Annotated in this window: 14 protein-coding genes; 7 read left to right on the top strand and 7 right to left on the bottom strand. The window is 74.4% G+C overall.

Translation table 11 applies throughout. From position 1 onward, the window contains the following. Window position 1: 1 nt before the first annotated feature. From Q0858_RS14190 to Q0858_RS14205, 4 genes are read right to left on the bottom strand one after another with little or no spacing between them, the layout of a single operon-like run. Complete coding sequence (locus tag Q0858_RS14190; RefSeq protein ID WP_299055573.1) at window positions 2-910, bottom strand: aldo/keto reductase; 909 nt, start codon at window positions 908-910, stop codon at window positions 2-4. After that, on the bottom strand, window positions 907-1752 hold the full coding sequence (locus Q0858_RS14195; protein WP_366916017.1) for a sulfurtransferase: 846 nt from the start codon (window positions 1750-1752) through the stop codon (window positions 907-909). The genes Q0858_RS14190 and Q0858_RS14195 overlap by 4 nt, the downstream gene beginning before the upstream one ends. Continuing rightward, entirely contained in the window at window positions 1746-2756 is a 1011-nt protein-coding gene (locus Q0858_RS14200; protein WP_299055576.1) for an aldo/keto reductase family protein, read from the bottom strand. The genes Q0858_RS14195 and Q0858_RS14200 overlap by 7 nt, the downstream gene beginning before the upstream one ends. A 29-nt stretch (window positions 2757-2785) precedes the next feature. Next, on the bottom strand, window positions 2786-3415 hold the full coding sequence (locus tag Q0858_RS14205) for a ribonuclease H (protein WP_299055579.1): 630 nt from the start codon (window positions 3413-3415) through the stop codon (window positions 2786-2788). 43 nt (window positions 3416-3458) lie between these two features. Between Q0858_RS14205 and Q0858_RS14210 the strand changes: the two genes are divergently transcribed. The 5 genes from Q0858_RS14210 to Q0858_RS14230 all read left to right on the top strand — a co-directional run bounded on the left by Q0858_RS14210 (window position 3459) and on the right by Q0858_RS14230 (window position 7233). After that, a complete protein-coding gene (locus Q0858_RS14210; protein ID WP_299055581.1) occupies window positions 3459-4121 on the top strand; it encodes a thymidine kinase in 663 nt (220 codons plus the stop codon). Between the two features lie 51 nt (window positions 4122-4172). Then, complete coding sequence (locus tag Q0858_RS14215; protein WP_299055584.1) at window positions 4173-4394, top strand: hypothetical protein; 222 nt, start codon at window positions 4173-4175, stop codon at window positions 4392-4394. Window positions 4395-4457: 63 nt separating this feature from the next. Further along, window positions 4458-5135 (top strand): response regulator transcription factor, encoded by a 678-nt coding sequence (locus tag Q0858_RS14220; protein ID WP_299055586.1) that lies wholly within the window; start codon window positions 4458-4460, stop codon window positions 5133-5135. Next, window positions 5128-6546, top strand: a complete 1419-nt coding sequence (locus Q0858_RS14225; protein ID WP_299055588.1) for a HAMP domain-containing sensor histidine kinase — start codon at window positions 5128-5130, stop codon at window positions 6544-6546. The genes Q0858_RS14220 and Q0858_RS14225 overlap by 8 nt, the downstream gene beginning before the upstream one ends. Before the next feature lie 90 nt (window positions 6547-6636). Next, window positions 6637-7233, top strand: coding sequence for a hypothetical protein (locus tag Q0858_RS14230; RefSeq protein ID WP_299055590.1), 597 nt, complete (start codon window positions 6637-6639; stop codon window positions 7231-7233). 19 nt (window positions 7234-7252) lie between these two features. On the opposite strand, the gene Q0858_RS14235 is transcribed toward Q0858_RS14230, so the two are convergent. The 3 genes from Q0858_RS14235 to Q0858_RS14245 are packed head-to-tail and all read right to left on the bottom strand — an operon-like array spanning window position 7253 to window position 11144. Beyond that, window positions 7253-8413, bottom strand: coding sequence for a nucleotide pyrophosphatase/phosphodiesterase family protein (locus Q0858_RS14235; RefSeq protein ID WP_299055591.1), 1161 nt, complete (start codon window positions 8411-8413; stop codon window positions 7253-7255). Continuing rightward, the gene (locus Q0858_RS14240) at window positions 8410-8991 is read right to left on the bottom strand and encodes a DUF5998 family protein (protein WP_299055593.1); all 582 of its coding nucleotides are present in this window, start codon (window positions 8989-8991) and stop codon (window positions 8410-8412) included. The genes Q0858_RS14235 and Q0858_RS14240 overlap by 4 nt, the downstream gene beginning before the upstream one ends. 59 nt (window positions 8992-9050) lie before the next feature. Further along, entirely contained in the window at window positions 9051-11144 is a 2094-nt protein-coding gene (locus Q0858_RS14245) for an acyltransferase family protein (RefSeq protein WP_299055595.1), read from the bottom strand. Between the two features lie 133 nt (window positions 11145-11277). Between Q0858_RS14245 and Q0858_RS14250 the strand changes: the two genes are divergently transcribed. Both Q0858_RS14250 and Q0858_RS14255 read left to right on the top strand, forming a co-directional pair. Then, window positions 11278-12087 carry an IclR family transcriptional regulator gene (locus Q0858_RS14250; protein ID WP_299055597.1) on the top strand — a complete coding sequence of 270 codons (810 nt, stop codon included), beginning with the start codon at window positions 11278-11280 and terminating at the stop codon, window positions 12085-12087. A gap of 81 nt (window positions 12088-12168) precedes the next feature. After that, a complete protein-coding gene (locus tag Q0858_RS14255) occupies window positions 12169-13296 on the top strand; it encodes an aromatic ring-hydroxylating dioxygenase subunit alpha (RefSeq protein WP_299055600.1) in 1128 nt (375 codons plus the stop codon). Window position 13297 lies beyond the last annotated feature (1 nt).

Genomic DNA, 13297 nt, shown 5'->3' on the forward strand with positions numbered 1-13297 from the left:
CTCAGGCCCAGGCCAGCGACTTCCGCGTGGCCCAGTAGTCCTCGGGCGACTCCGGCGGGAGGTCGAACGCCTCCCCCTCGTACGACGTCGCCGCGACGTTGGCGTGGAGCTGCTCGACGCTGCTCGCGCCGGAGAGGACGACGTCGACGTACGGCAGCGCCATGGCCGCGGCCAGCGCCTGGGCGGCCTGGTCGTCGGACTCCGCGAGGCGCCCGTTGGCCAGGGCCTCCTTCACGACGACGAGGTAGCCGGCGTCGTGGGCGCGGGCGAGGGCGGGCTCGACGGAACGCTCGAGCACGTTCCAGGTCGACTGCACCGTGGTGAACGGGCAGTCCGGCAGCGACAGCGCCCGCATCAGGACGTCGCCCTGGTCGGGGCCACTGGTCGACATGCCGACGCGCACCCCCGACTCCTTCAGCTGCAGGAGCCGTGCGAGCAGGTCGCGGTCGTCCAGCGCGGGTGAGTCCGAGGTCAGGCTGTGCACCAGGTACAGGTCCGGCGGACCGCCCAGCGCCTCCTGCGTCTCTGCCCACTGCCGCTCGAACGTCTCGAGGGAGTGGTCCTTGGTCTCGTGGACGTCGGCGCCGGGGCGGAAGTCCGCGACGTAGGTGTAGCCCCACTTCGAGCCGAGGCGGACCTCCTCGCGGCGGCCGGGATGGGCGGCGAGCCAGGAGCCGACGAAGGCCTCGCCGGCGCCGTAGGACCGCGCCGTGTCGTAGTGGCGGATCCCCGCGTCCCACGCCGCGTCGAGAACCCCGTGGGCGTGCCGCTCCAGGGTGTCCCGGTCGTAGCGGGAGTCCCCCAGGTCATCGGCGGTGCGGGTGTGGAGGTTGATGTACTCCGGACGGCCGAGGGCGGCCGTGCCGAGGCCGAGCTTGCGCAGGCTCGGGTCGTCGGTGTGGTCGCTCACGGGCCCACCTCGACGGGGCGGTCCGGGTCGGTGACCCAGTGGCTCCACGAGCCGGGGTAGAGCGCCGCGGTCCGGCCGAGTGCCTCCAGCACCAGGACGTCGTGCGCCGCGGTGATGCCGGAGCCGCAGTAGACGGCGACCTCGTCGTCCCCCAGCGCCCCGAGGGCGGCGTACGTCTCGCGCAGCTCCTCCAGCGGCCGCAGCCGCTTCTCGCCGTCGAGGTTCTCGACCGCCGGGGCGCTGCGCGCGCCCGGCACGTGGCCCGCCACGGGGTCGACGGGCTCGACCTCGCCGCGGAACCGCTCACCCGGGCGGGCGTCGAGGACGACGCGGCCGTCGAGAAGGTCGTCCGGCTCCACCACGGGCATGGCGCCGGGTACGGGCTCGAAGTCCCCCGGCTCGATCTCGGGCGCCGGGCCGGTCTCGACGGGCTGGCCCGCCGCGACCCACGCCGAGAAGCCGCCGTCCAGGACGGCGACGGACTCGTGCCCGTGGTGCCGGAGCAGCCACCAGGCCCGCGCCGCGGAGGTCCCGCCGACGTCGTCGTAGCAGACCACCGGCACGTCCGCGCGGACGCCGAGCGCCCGCATGAACGCCCCGAACAGGTCACGGTCGGGCAGCGGGTGCCGCCCGCCCTCGAGGGCGGTGTGGTCGGCGAGCACCTCGTCCATGTCGACGTACGACGCCCCGGGCAGGTGGCCGGCCTCGTGCTGCTGGCGCCCGTCGGTCGCCCCGAGCGCCCAGCGGACGTCGAGCAGCGTCACCGGCCCCGCCGCCACCAGGGCGGCGAGGTCGGCGACGGAGACGACCGGACCGGGCAGGGAGGATGCGGCGCTCAGCAGAACCGCTCCTTCGGGGTCTGCTCGGCGGTCTTGGAGGCGTCGCGCTCGACGACGTCGCCCAGCGCCTCGTCGATCCGGCTCATCAGCTCGTCGGGGATCGTCACGCCGGCGGCGGCGACGTTCTCGTGGACCTGCTCGGGCCGCGAGGCGCCGATCAGCGCGGCGGCGACGTTGTCGTTCTGCAGGACCCAGGCGACGGCGAGCTGCGCCATCGTCAGGTCCAGCTCCTGCGCGATCGGGGCGAGCTGCTGGACGCGCTCGAGCACGTCGTCGCGCATGTAGCGCTTGATCATGTCGGCACCGCCCTTCTCGTCCGTGGCGCGGGAGCCCTCGGGGAGGTCCTGGCCGGGCTTGTACTTGCCCGACAGCACACCCTGGGCGATCGGCGACCAGACGATCTGGGAGACGCCGAGCTCGCGGCTCGTGGGGACGACCTCGTCCTCGATGACGCGCCACAGCATCGAGTACTGCGGCTGGCTCGACACGAGCTGGAACCCGAGCTCGCGGGCCAGCTCGACGCCGGCACGGAGCTGGTCGGCGGTCCACTCCGAGACGCCGATGTAGTGCGCCTTGCCCGCGCGGACGACGTCCGCGAACGCCTGCATCGTCTCCTCGAGCGGGGTGAAGGAGTCGTAGCGGTGGGCCTGGTAGAGGTCGACGTGGTCGGTCCGGAGCCGCTGCAGGGAGCCGTCGATGGACTCGAGGATGTGCTTGCGCGACAGACCGGTGTCGTTGGGGCCCTTGGGGCCCGTCGGGAAGTAGACCTTCGTGAAGATCTCCAGCGACTCGCGTCGCTCGCCCTTCAGTGCGTCGCCGAGGACGGTCTCGGCCTGGGTGTTCGCGTAGACGTCGGCGGTGTCGAACGTCGTGATGCCCGCGTCGAGGGCGGCGCGCACGCACTGCGTGGCGACGTCGTTCTCGACCTGCGAGCCGTGGGTGAGCCAGTTGCCGTACGTGATCTCGGAGATCTTGAGACCCGAGTTGCCGAGGTGCCTGTAGTCCATGGTCCGACAGTAACCAGATCGGCCGCCTCTCACCCCGCCCGGTGACTCGCCTCGACGGCCAACCGGTCCACGAGGTCGTTCATCCGGTCGCCCGAGTGGCCCTTGACCCACCGGAAGGCGATGGGCTCGCCGCCGTCCAGCCGCTCGGCGACGAGGTCGACGAAGGGCTCCCACAGGTCCCGGTTGGCGACCGGCTTCTTCGCGGCGTTGACCCAGCCGCGCCGACGCCAGCCCTTCCACCACTCGTCGCGGAAGCAGTTCACGACGTACGTCGAGTCGCTGACGACGACGAGCGGGCCCGGGTGCGCCTTCACGGCCTCGTACGCCGCCCGGATCTCCATGCGCTGGTTGGTGCTGGGCGACTCGTGGCCGGAGTCCCAGGTCTTCTCGTCGGCCGCCCAGGCCCAGCCGCCGGGGCCCGGGTTGCCCTTGCAGGCGCCGTCGGTGAACACCTCGATCGCCCCGGTCGGCTCGCTCATCGCGTCACGCTGGGGGCGCGAGCGGCCGGCCTTCGCGGTCTTGCTCGGTGCCGCGGCGGCGGCCGTCGTCCGGCACCCCTCGTGGACCCAGGGATCCTTCGCGCTCGCTCGGACGATGGTGTCGCCGGGGAAGACCGCGCCGCCGCAGGCGGGGCAGGTGCCCGGATACTTCGCTTCCACGCGGCCAGTATCGGACCCGGGCCGTGTGGAAGGATCGCCGCCCGTGGCCGACCTGCTCTTCTTCACCGGGACGATGGACTCCGGCAAGTCGACCCTGGCCCTGCAGACGAACCACAACCACAGCACGCGCGGCCGGGTGGGACGGATCTTCACCGCCCACGACCGCGCCGGGGCGGCCACGCTGTCGAGCCGCCTGGGGCTGACCCACGACGCCGCCGAGGTCACCGGGGACCTCAACTTCTGGAACCACGTCGTCGGCCTGCTCACCCAAGGGGGCCGGGTGGACTACATGATCTGCGACGAGGCCCAGTTCTACGCCCCCGAGCAGATCGACCAGCTCGCGAAGGTCGTCGACGAGCTGTCGATCGACGTCTTCGCGTTCGGCATCCTCACCGACTTCCGCGGCCGCCTGTTCCCGGCGACCGCACGGCTCGTCGAGCTCGCCGACCGGATGCTGACGCTGCAGGTCGAGGCGCTGTGCTGGTGCGGCGAGCGCGCCACCCACAACGCCCGCACCGAGGACGGCGTGATGGTCACCGACGGCGAGGTCATCGTGGTCGGCGACGTCGAGTCCGGGCCCCTCACCGCGGGTGAGGAGCCGGACGTCGCCTACGAGGTGCTGTGCCGTCGCCACCACCGCCGCCGCCTCACCGCCGCCCGCGCCCGGGCCACGTCGCTCGCGGCCGACCCCCTGCCGTTCGGATAAGATCGCCCTCCGGGGGCGCCTCGCGGACGCCCCTCGACGTACGGGGGCAGCATGTTCACCTGGATCTGCATCGCGGCCGTCGCGGTCGTCGCGGCCTATTTCGCCTACGACTGGCGCCGCACCTCCCGTCTCAAGCGTGACCTCGCCGGCGGCGTCGGGCACGCACCGGACGCCGGCGGCACTCCCAGCCCGGACGCGCGTCACGGCCTCGACGCCCACCAGCACCACGCCCGGGGCGTCGGCGACCAGGGACATGGCACCGGCTACGTGTGAGTCTTCAGCCGACGTTCAGCCGACGTCGGGGACGATAGGACCTCCCGACCCAGGAGGTGCGTCGTGCGCGTGCTCGTCGTCGACGACGAGGTGCGGCTCGCCCGCGCCCTGAAGGTCGGGCTCGAGGCCGAGGGCATGGCCGTCGACGTCGCCCACGACGGGACGGACGGGCTCTGGTACGCCCGGGAGAACGACTACGACGCGATCGTGCTGGACCTGATGCTGCCCGGGATCAACGGCTACAAGGTCTGCGAGACCCTGCGCGCCGAGGAGAACTGGACCCCCGTCCTCATGCTCACCGCCAAGGACGGCGAGTGGGACCAGGTCGAGGGCCTCGACACCGGCGCCGACGACTACCTCACCAAGCCGTTCTCCTTCCCGGTGCTCGTCGCGAGGCTGCGGGCCGTCGCCCGCCGCGGTGCCCGCGCCCGACCCACCGTGCTCCGCGCCGGCGACCTCTCGCTGGACCCGGCCGCCCGCCGGGCGTGGCGGGCCGAGACGCCGCTGGACCTGACCGCCCGCGAGCTGTCCCTGCTCGAGCACCTGATGCGCCACGTCGACGACGTCGTGTCGAAGAGACAGGTCCTCGACTCGGTCTGGGACGACGACTTCATGGGCGACCCCAACATCGTCGAGGTCTACGTCCGGCACCTCCGCAACAAGATCGACCGCCCGTTCGGGCGCGAGGCGATCCAGACGGTCCGCGGCGCGGGCTACCGCTTGGCGGGGAACGGTGGCTAAGCGGGCGGGCTCCCGGCTCTCCCGCGCCTCCGTCCGCACCCGGACGACCGCCGCGGCGGTGCTCGTCGTCGCCCTCGCCCTGGTGGTGGGCGCGGTCGCGCTCGTGCTCCTGCTGCGCGCCTCGCTGACCGAGGGCCTCGAGACCAGCGCCGAGCAGCGGGCCGACGCGCTCGCCGCGCAGGTCGAGGCGTCCGGGCCCCCCGACTCCCTCGGCGAGGCGCCCGACCCCGACGAGGACGGGGAGACCGACGACCCCCGGGAGCAGGCCGAGGACCTGTCGGAGGACGTCCTCGAGCAGGTCGCGACCGACGACGGCAGGCTCGTCGTCGCCACCACCGGGCTGCCCGCCGGGCTCCCCCTGGACGACGGCGGCAGCCGCGTGAGCGGTGTGCCCGGCCAGTGGGTGGTCGCGACCGCCGACGCGGAGGGGGACGCCGAGGGCCAGGGTTCCGACTACGTCGTCACGGTCGCCGTCCCCGCCGAGGAGGTCGCCGACTCGGTCGCCGCCCTCGTGCCGCTGCTGGCGCTGGGCCTGCCCGCCGTCCTCCTGGTCGTCGGCGCCACCACCTGGGTCGTCACCGGCCGCGCGCTCGCGCCGGTCGAGCGGATCCGCACCGAGACGGACGCCATCGGCGGCGACGACCTGCACCGACGGGTCCCGGTCCCGGGGTCCCGCGACGAGGTGCACCGGCTGGCCGAGACGATGAACCGGATGCTCGACCGCCTCGAGGACTCCGCCGAGAAGCAGCGACGCTTCGTCTCCGACGCCTCCCACGAGCTCCGCTCCCCCCTCGCCAGCCTCCGGCAGACCGCCGAGGTCGCCTCGACGCACCCCGGCGCCATGGACGACGGCGAGCTCGCCGAGGCGACCCTCGAGGAGACGCTGCGCATGCAGCGACTCGTCGAGTCGCTGCTGCTGCTGACCCGCACCGACGAGGGACGTCGCACGCCGGCCGTCGAGGTCGACCTCGACGACCTCGCCCTCGCGGAGGCGACCCGGCTGCGACGGCTCGGCGCCGTCACGGTCGACACCTCCGGCGTCGGCCCGGTGAGGGTCCTCGGTGACCCCGTCGCGCTCGGCCAGGTGATCCGCAACCTCGTCGACAACGCGGCACGCCATGCGGGCTCGACCGTGTCGATCGGCACCGCCGGGGAACCCCGGGGCGCAGTGCTCCGGGTGGACGACGACGGCGCGGGCGTCGCCGAGGCCGACCGCGAGCGGGTCTTCGAGCGCTTCGTGCGGCTCGACGAGGCCAGGAGCCGCGACGCCGGTGGGAGCGGCCTCGGTCTCGCGATCGTCCGTGACGTCGTCCGCCGCCACGGGGGGGACGCCCGGGTCGAGACGTCTCCGCTGGGCGGTGCGCGGTTCGTCGTCCGGCTGCCGTCCACCGCTCCCGACGCGGCTTCCTGAACGCCCTTTCAGGCGGCTTCAGGTCCAGTTCAGCGAGGTCACGGGAACGTGGGTCCATCAGCACGAACCCCCACCCGAGAGGACCCCACCATGAACGACACCACCCCCACCACGACCACCTCCCGCACGAGCACCCTCACCCGGAAGCGCGTCTGGATCCCCGCGGTCGCGACCGTCGCCGTCCTCGGCCTCGGCGGCGCCGGCGTGGCGTACGCCGCCACCGGCGACTCCGGCCCGCTGACCGGCAGCGACCGTGACCGCGTCGGTGCCGCCGCGATCGACGCCGTCGGCGGCGGCGAGGTGCTGGAGGCCGAGACCAGCGACGACCGCGGCGAGGCCTACGAGGTCGACGTCCTCGACGCCACCGGCGTGACCTGGAGCATCAGCCTCGACGAGGACCTCGCCGTCGTGCAGCGCGAGCGCGAGGACGACGGCTGGGACGACGGGGAGCAGGACACCGACGTCACCGGTCGCGAGGCCGACGACGTGCCCGTCACCGGAGCGGAGCGCGAGCGCGTGGCGGCCGCCGCTGTCGAGGAGGTCGGCGACGGCGAGGCCACCGCGGTCGAGCGCAGCGACGACCCGGACGAGGCCTACGAGGTCGAGGTCGTCAAGACCGACGGCACCCAGTGGGACGTCACCCTCGACGACCAGCTCGCCGTCCTCGACAGCCGCCAGGACCGCTGAGGCCCCGGGACCCGGACGCTCAGTCCACCCGCACCGGGATCAGCATCTCGGCCGCGGTGAGCGAGCCGTGGAGCCCGACGAGCCGCGTCTCGTAGGCGAAGCGGTCGGAGTCGAACACGGCCACGTCCCCCCGGCAGGCGACCACCACGTCGCCCACCCGGGGGGACACGTCCGTGTCCAGGGGGGTGCCGGGCGGGCCGAACCACCCGCGGGCCACCGCCTCCTCCTGGGGGAGGACGAGCGCCCCGCCTCCGAGGCGGGCCGACCAGGCGGCGACGACGTCGTCGAGCGCGCCGTGGCGGACGTACAGGTGCCGGAAGCGGGCCTCCCCGGCGAGCAGGTCCACGCCCTCGCGCAGGGCGGGCTCCGCGGCGACGTCCACCCGGGACGCCTGCGGGGCGTCGAGCATCCCGTGGTCGGCCACCACCACCAGCGTCGCGCGGGGCGGCAGGGCGGCGCGGAGGCGCTGGGCGTCGGCGTCGCAGGCGGCGAGCTGGGCGCGCCAGGCGTCGGAGTCGACGCCGTGGCGGTGGCCGACCCAGTCGAGGTCGCCGTCGTAGCAGTAGGTCACCGACGGCGTACGACGGGCGGCCTCGGACACGGCGGCGATCCGCTCCCCCGACTTGTCGGCGCCGACCCACGCGGCGCCCCGGTGCCCGGCGACGGTGAGTCCGGAGCGACGGAACGCGCGCTGGTTGACCGTCGTGGTCGCCACTCCCGCCTCGGCGAGCCGCTCGAAGGCCGTCGGGTGCGGCTGCCACTCCCGCGGGTCGATCGCGTCGTCCCAGCGCAGCGCCTCGAGCAGGCGCCTGGTGTGCGGGATGCGGGAGGTGAACCCCACCACGCCGTGGGTGCCCGGGACCAGCGCTGTGCCCAGCGAGGTCAGGCTCGTCGCCGTCGTCGACGGCACCCCGGCGGTGGCCCCGGGCCCGGTGCCGGTCGCGTCGGGCAGCGAGGAGAGGTACGGCGCCAGGTGTGCGTGCTGCTGGAGCAGCTGCGCCCCCAGGCCGTCGACCAGCAGCACGACGTACGCCGTCGAGGGCGGCAGCGCCAGCCCGGCGGGCGGCTCGCCCAGCACGTCGGGCTCGAGACCCAGCCCCGCGGCGACGGCGGGGAGGACGTCGCCGAGGGTGCGGTCGCCGTACCGGGGCTCGACGAAGTCGGTGGCGCCGTCGCTCACTGCTGGTGCGTGGCGGCGGACAGCGACTCGGCGAAGGCGAGCAGCCGCGGGACGGCGTCCCCGCCGTCGGCGGCCGCGGAGACCCGCAGCGAGAAGTCGTCGGGGGCGATCACGCCGGTGTAGCCGTGGTCGGCGTCGCAGTCGGGGTCGTCGCAGCCGGCGGGCTCGAGGTCGACCCGGCCGCCGCCGCCCCAGCCGACGGTCACGACCGCCTCAGCGGGCGGGGTCGGTCCGGCGGTGGGGTTCGCGATCATCCGGGTCACCACGACCGAGCGGACCGACGACAGCCGGATGGCCTCGGTGGAGGTCGACGTGTACGGCTCGGGCAGCAGGTCGTCGCCGGCGTGCTCGTCGGTGTGGCAGAGGATCATCCGCGTCGGCGTCAGCGCGACGACGGTGATGTGGCGCCGGACCTCGTCGCGGTCGAACGTCGGCTCGTGGTGGACGTAGAAGGCGGTGACCTCCTCGCCCGCCACGGCAGCGCGGACGCCGTCACCGACGACGTCGGGGTAGTACCCCGTCTGGTCGATGGCCGCCCGGAGCTCGGCGGCGCGGTCCCCCGCGGTGCGGCTGCGCATGCTCGGGAGTCTGCCACGTCGCCCCGGGCCGCCCCGGTGGCCACCCGTGGCCCGCCCGCTCATCCCCGGCCGAGGCGGATCTCGGCGACCGGCGTCCGCGCCCAGCCGACGCGGGCCAGCTCGCGGTGCAGCATCGGCGTGAGCGAGCGGACGTAGGTGCCGGTGAGGTGGCTGCCCTGGCGGTAGACGAGCGTCCCGGCCACCACGGCGGGGCAGCGCGCTCCCCCCGGCGGGCAGATCCACTCGTCGACGTCGAGGACCGTCAGGTCGAGCGCGTCCGCGAGCGCGGCGAGCCGGGGCGTCCCGCTCCGCGCCACCGCGTCGCCGCGGTCGAACGCGCACTCCTGGTACTCCCCGGGGTGCCGCTCGACGCACTCGTACGTCGCGTCCGTCGGCGGCGCCGGGTTGTCGGCCAGGACGGCGACCTCCACGCCGGCGTCGACGATCTCGCCGACGGCGGCCTCGAGGCCGTCGTCGGAGTGGTCGTACTGGCCCTTGCCGAGGAACTGCGACAGCAGCACCCGGTCCGGCGGGTCGTCGGCGATGGCGTCCAGGACCGCGTCGGTGTGGTCGGTGCACCTCTGCTCGACGCCCGTGCGGGAGACGGGGCACGAGGACTTCAGGTGCACGTCGAGCCGCCAGCCCTCCCGCTCGGCGATGCGCTCCACCGCGGGGAACCACTGGCCCATCTTCGAGTCGCCGAGCAGCATCACGCGCTCGTCGGAGTCGACGTCGCCGAACACGCAGTCGCCGCCGAGCCGGGGCTCGGTGACGTCGCGGCTGACCTGGCACCGGCGCAGCAGGCCGTCCTTCTTCGCCACCGAGGGGTCCGGCAGCACGGGGCCGCGGGAGGTGTAGAAGCGCTCCGGGTCGCGGTTCACCCGCCAGGTCCGGGCGGCGGGGTCGTCGACGAGCGCGCGCGCACCGGGCGCGTCGGCGTCGGCCGGGACGACGAACGCCGGCACGGTCCGCTCGAGGGCCACCCCGGTGCCCGCGGTGACCGCCGTGACGAGGCCGGCGGCCAGCAGCGTCGTCCCCGCGCGGCGGACCAGGCGCGGGTGGAAGCGGAGCGGGTCCTCGACGAGCCGGCCGGTGAACCAGGCCAACGACACCGCGGCGAGGGCCAGGGCGACCGAGTCCAGCCACCCGAGGGGCCCGTGCCAGGCGCGGGCCAGCACGATCAGGGGCCAGTGCCACAGGTAGAGGACGTACGAGATCCCGCCCAGCGCCACGAGGGGCCGCCAGGTGAGCAGCCGCGCGGCGCCCGCCGTTCCGGCGCCGGTGCCGGCGGCCAGGAGCGCCGCGGCGCCCACCGTCGGCAGCAGCGCGGCCGCGCCGGGCCAGCCGGTCGCCGGGCTCAGCACGAGACCGCTGACGAGCACCAGCGCGGCGCCCGCCGTGCCGAGGACCGCGCGCGCCCGGCCGGTCAGGGAGCCCAGGCGCGGAGCAGCGAAGGCCAGCACGGCACCGAGGGCGAGCTCCCAGACCCGGGTCGTCGTCACGAAGTACGCCGCCGCGGGGTCGACCGCGGTCAGGTGCACCGACCAGGCGAAGGAGGCCAGCCCCACCCCGCCGACGGCGCCGAGCAGCAGCGGCCGCGCCCGCAGGCCCCGGCGTCGCGCGACGACCAGCACGAGCAGCACCAGCAGCGGCCAGACGACGTAGAACTGCTCCTCGACCGCCAGCGACCAGTAGTGCTGCAGCACGGACGGGGACTCACCCTCGGCCAGGTAGTCGACCGATCGTCCGGCGAGCTCCCAGTTGACGACGTACAGCGCCGAGGAGGCGACGTCGCGGCCGAGGTTCTCCTGGGCGGAGCCCGGCAGGACCCACCAGCCCGCGAGAGCGGTCACCACCAGCACCAGGCTCGCGGCGGGCAGCAGCCGCCGGGCGCGGCGGGCGTAGAAGGACCGCAGCGACACCGTGCCGGTGCGGTCGACCTCCCGCAGCAGCAGCCCGGTGATGAGGAAGCCGGAGATGACGAAGAAGACGTCGACGCCGACGAAGCCGCCCCCGAGACCGGGCACGCCGAGGTGGTAAAGCAGCACCATCCCCACGGCCACGCCGCGCAGTCCCTCGACGTCCGCGCGCAGGCCGCCGTGCGGCGGTCGGTCGGCCCGGCGCGGGGCGTCCCGCTTCTCGATCGTCGGCACCCGCCGCCCTCCCGACGCGGGCGCGGGGACACCTCCCCCGGCTCGCTCCGCCTCGCCGACGACCCTGTCAACCGGGCTCCGCGGGACGCAACTCGGCGGCTCCTCGGCGGCGCGGCGCGGCAGGATGGCCCGGGTGGACGCCCGCAGCGTGACCGGCAAGGTCCTGGCCCTGCTCGACGCCTTCGACCGCGAGCACCCCGCGCTGAGCCTGTCCGACCTGGCCCGCCGCTCGGGGGTCAGCGTCCCCACCGCGCACCGCCGGCTGGCCGAGCTCGTCGCCTGGGGCGCCCTGGAGCGGCTGCCCGACGGCCGCTACCGGGTGGGTCTGCGGCTGTGGGAGCTCGCGTCGCTGGCCCCGCGGGGCCAGCGGCTCCGGGAGGCCGCGCTGCCCTTCCTGGAGGACCTGTACGTCGTCACCCGGGAGAACGTCCAGCTCGCCGTGCGGGAGGGCACCGAGCTCGTCTTCGTCGAACGCATCGCCGGCCGCTTCGCGGTGCCGGTCATGACCCGGGTCGGCTCCCGCTTCCCGCTGCACGCGCCGGGCGTGGGGCTCGTGCTGCTGGCGCACGCGCCGGACGACGTCCGCGAGACCGTGCTCGACGGGCCGCTCCCCCGCTACACCGAGCACACCGTCACCGACCCCGTCCGGCTGCGCGCGCTGCTGGCCGACGTCCGCCGTCAGGGCTTCGCGGTGAGCGACCGGATGGTCACCCACAACGCGCTGTCGGTCGCCGCGCCGGTCCGCGACCGCGCCGGCGAGGTGCTGGCGGCGCTGTCCCTCGTCGTGCTGGCCGACGGCGCCGAGGTGCCCGCGCTCGCCGCCGCGGTGCGGACGGCGGCGCGGTCGGTGACCCGCCAGCTCGGCGGCTCGTCGTACGACGAGGTCGTGGTGCGCTTCGAGTCGACGGACCCCGGTCCCGAGGGCTCGTCTTTCACTGAGTGAAATCCCGGGTTCCGCAGGGGTCGTGAGGGCGGTCACAGTCGTGACCGCCGTCACCCGCATCCCCCGACCCGAGGAGCAGCCGTGAGCGTGCTCGACCAGCACCGGACCACCACCGCGAAGATCTTCCCCCACCCCCTCGACGCCTGGTACGTCGCCGCGTGGGACCACGAGGTCACCGCGCGGACGCCGCTGGCGCGGACCGTCGCGGGCCGCCCGCTGGCGCTCTTCCGCACCCCCGACGGGCGCGCCGCCGCGCTCGCCGACGCGTGCTGGCACCGCCTCGCGCCGTTGTCGATGGGCGAGCTGACGCCCGAGGGCGGCATCCAGTGCCCGTACCACGGCCTGCGGTACGACGCGTCGGGCCGCTGCACCTCGATGCCGGCGCAGAGCACCGTCAACCCGTCCGCGGCGGTGCCGTCGTACCCGGTCGTCGAGCGGTACCGCTACGTGTGGGTGTGGGTCGGGGACGCCGAGAAGGCCGACCCCGACCTCGTCCCCGACATGAGCCAGATGGACTCCCCGGAGTGGGCCGGCGACGGCCTGCTGATCGAGGCGCCGTGCAACTACCAGCTGGTGCTCGACAACCTCATGGACCTCACCCACGAGGAGTTCGTCCACGGCAGCAGCATCGGGCAGGCCGAGCTGTCCGAGTCGGAGTTCGACACCACCCACGACGGCGACACGGTCACCGTCTCGCGCTGGATGCGCGACATCGACCCGCCGCCGTTCTGGGCCAAGAACATGCGCGACCGCTTCCCCGACTTCACCGGGAGGGTCGACCGCTGGCAGATCATCCACTACCAGGCGCCGTCCACGATCTGCATCGACGTCGGCGTCGCCAAGGCCGGCACCGGCGCGCCCGAGGGCGACCGATCGCAGGGCGTCAACGGCTACGTCATGAACACGATCACCCCGGAGACGGACCGCAGCTGCCACTACTTCTGGGCGTTCATGCGCAACTACCGCCTCGAGTCCCAGCTCATCACCACCCAGCTGCGCCAGGGCGTCGAGGGCGTCTTCGCCGAGGACGAGGCGATGCTGACGGCCCAGCAGGCGGCCATCGACGCCAACCCGGACTACGAGTTCTACAGCCTCAACATCGACGCCGGGGGCATGTGGGTGCGTCGCATCCTCGACCGCATGCTGCGCGCGGAGGGCCGGCTGGAGGAGTCCTCGGACCGGCCCACCGACCTGCACCGGGCGGGCTGAC

It is taken from the genome of uncultured Nocardioides sp. (genome assembly GCF_947489365.1).
In the GTDB taxonomy this organism is placed as follows: Bacteria; Actinomycetota; Actinomycetes; order Propionibacteriales; family Nocardioidaceae; genus Nocardioides.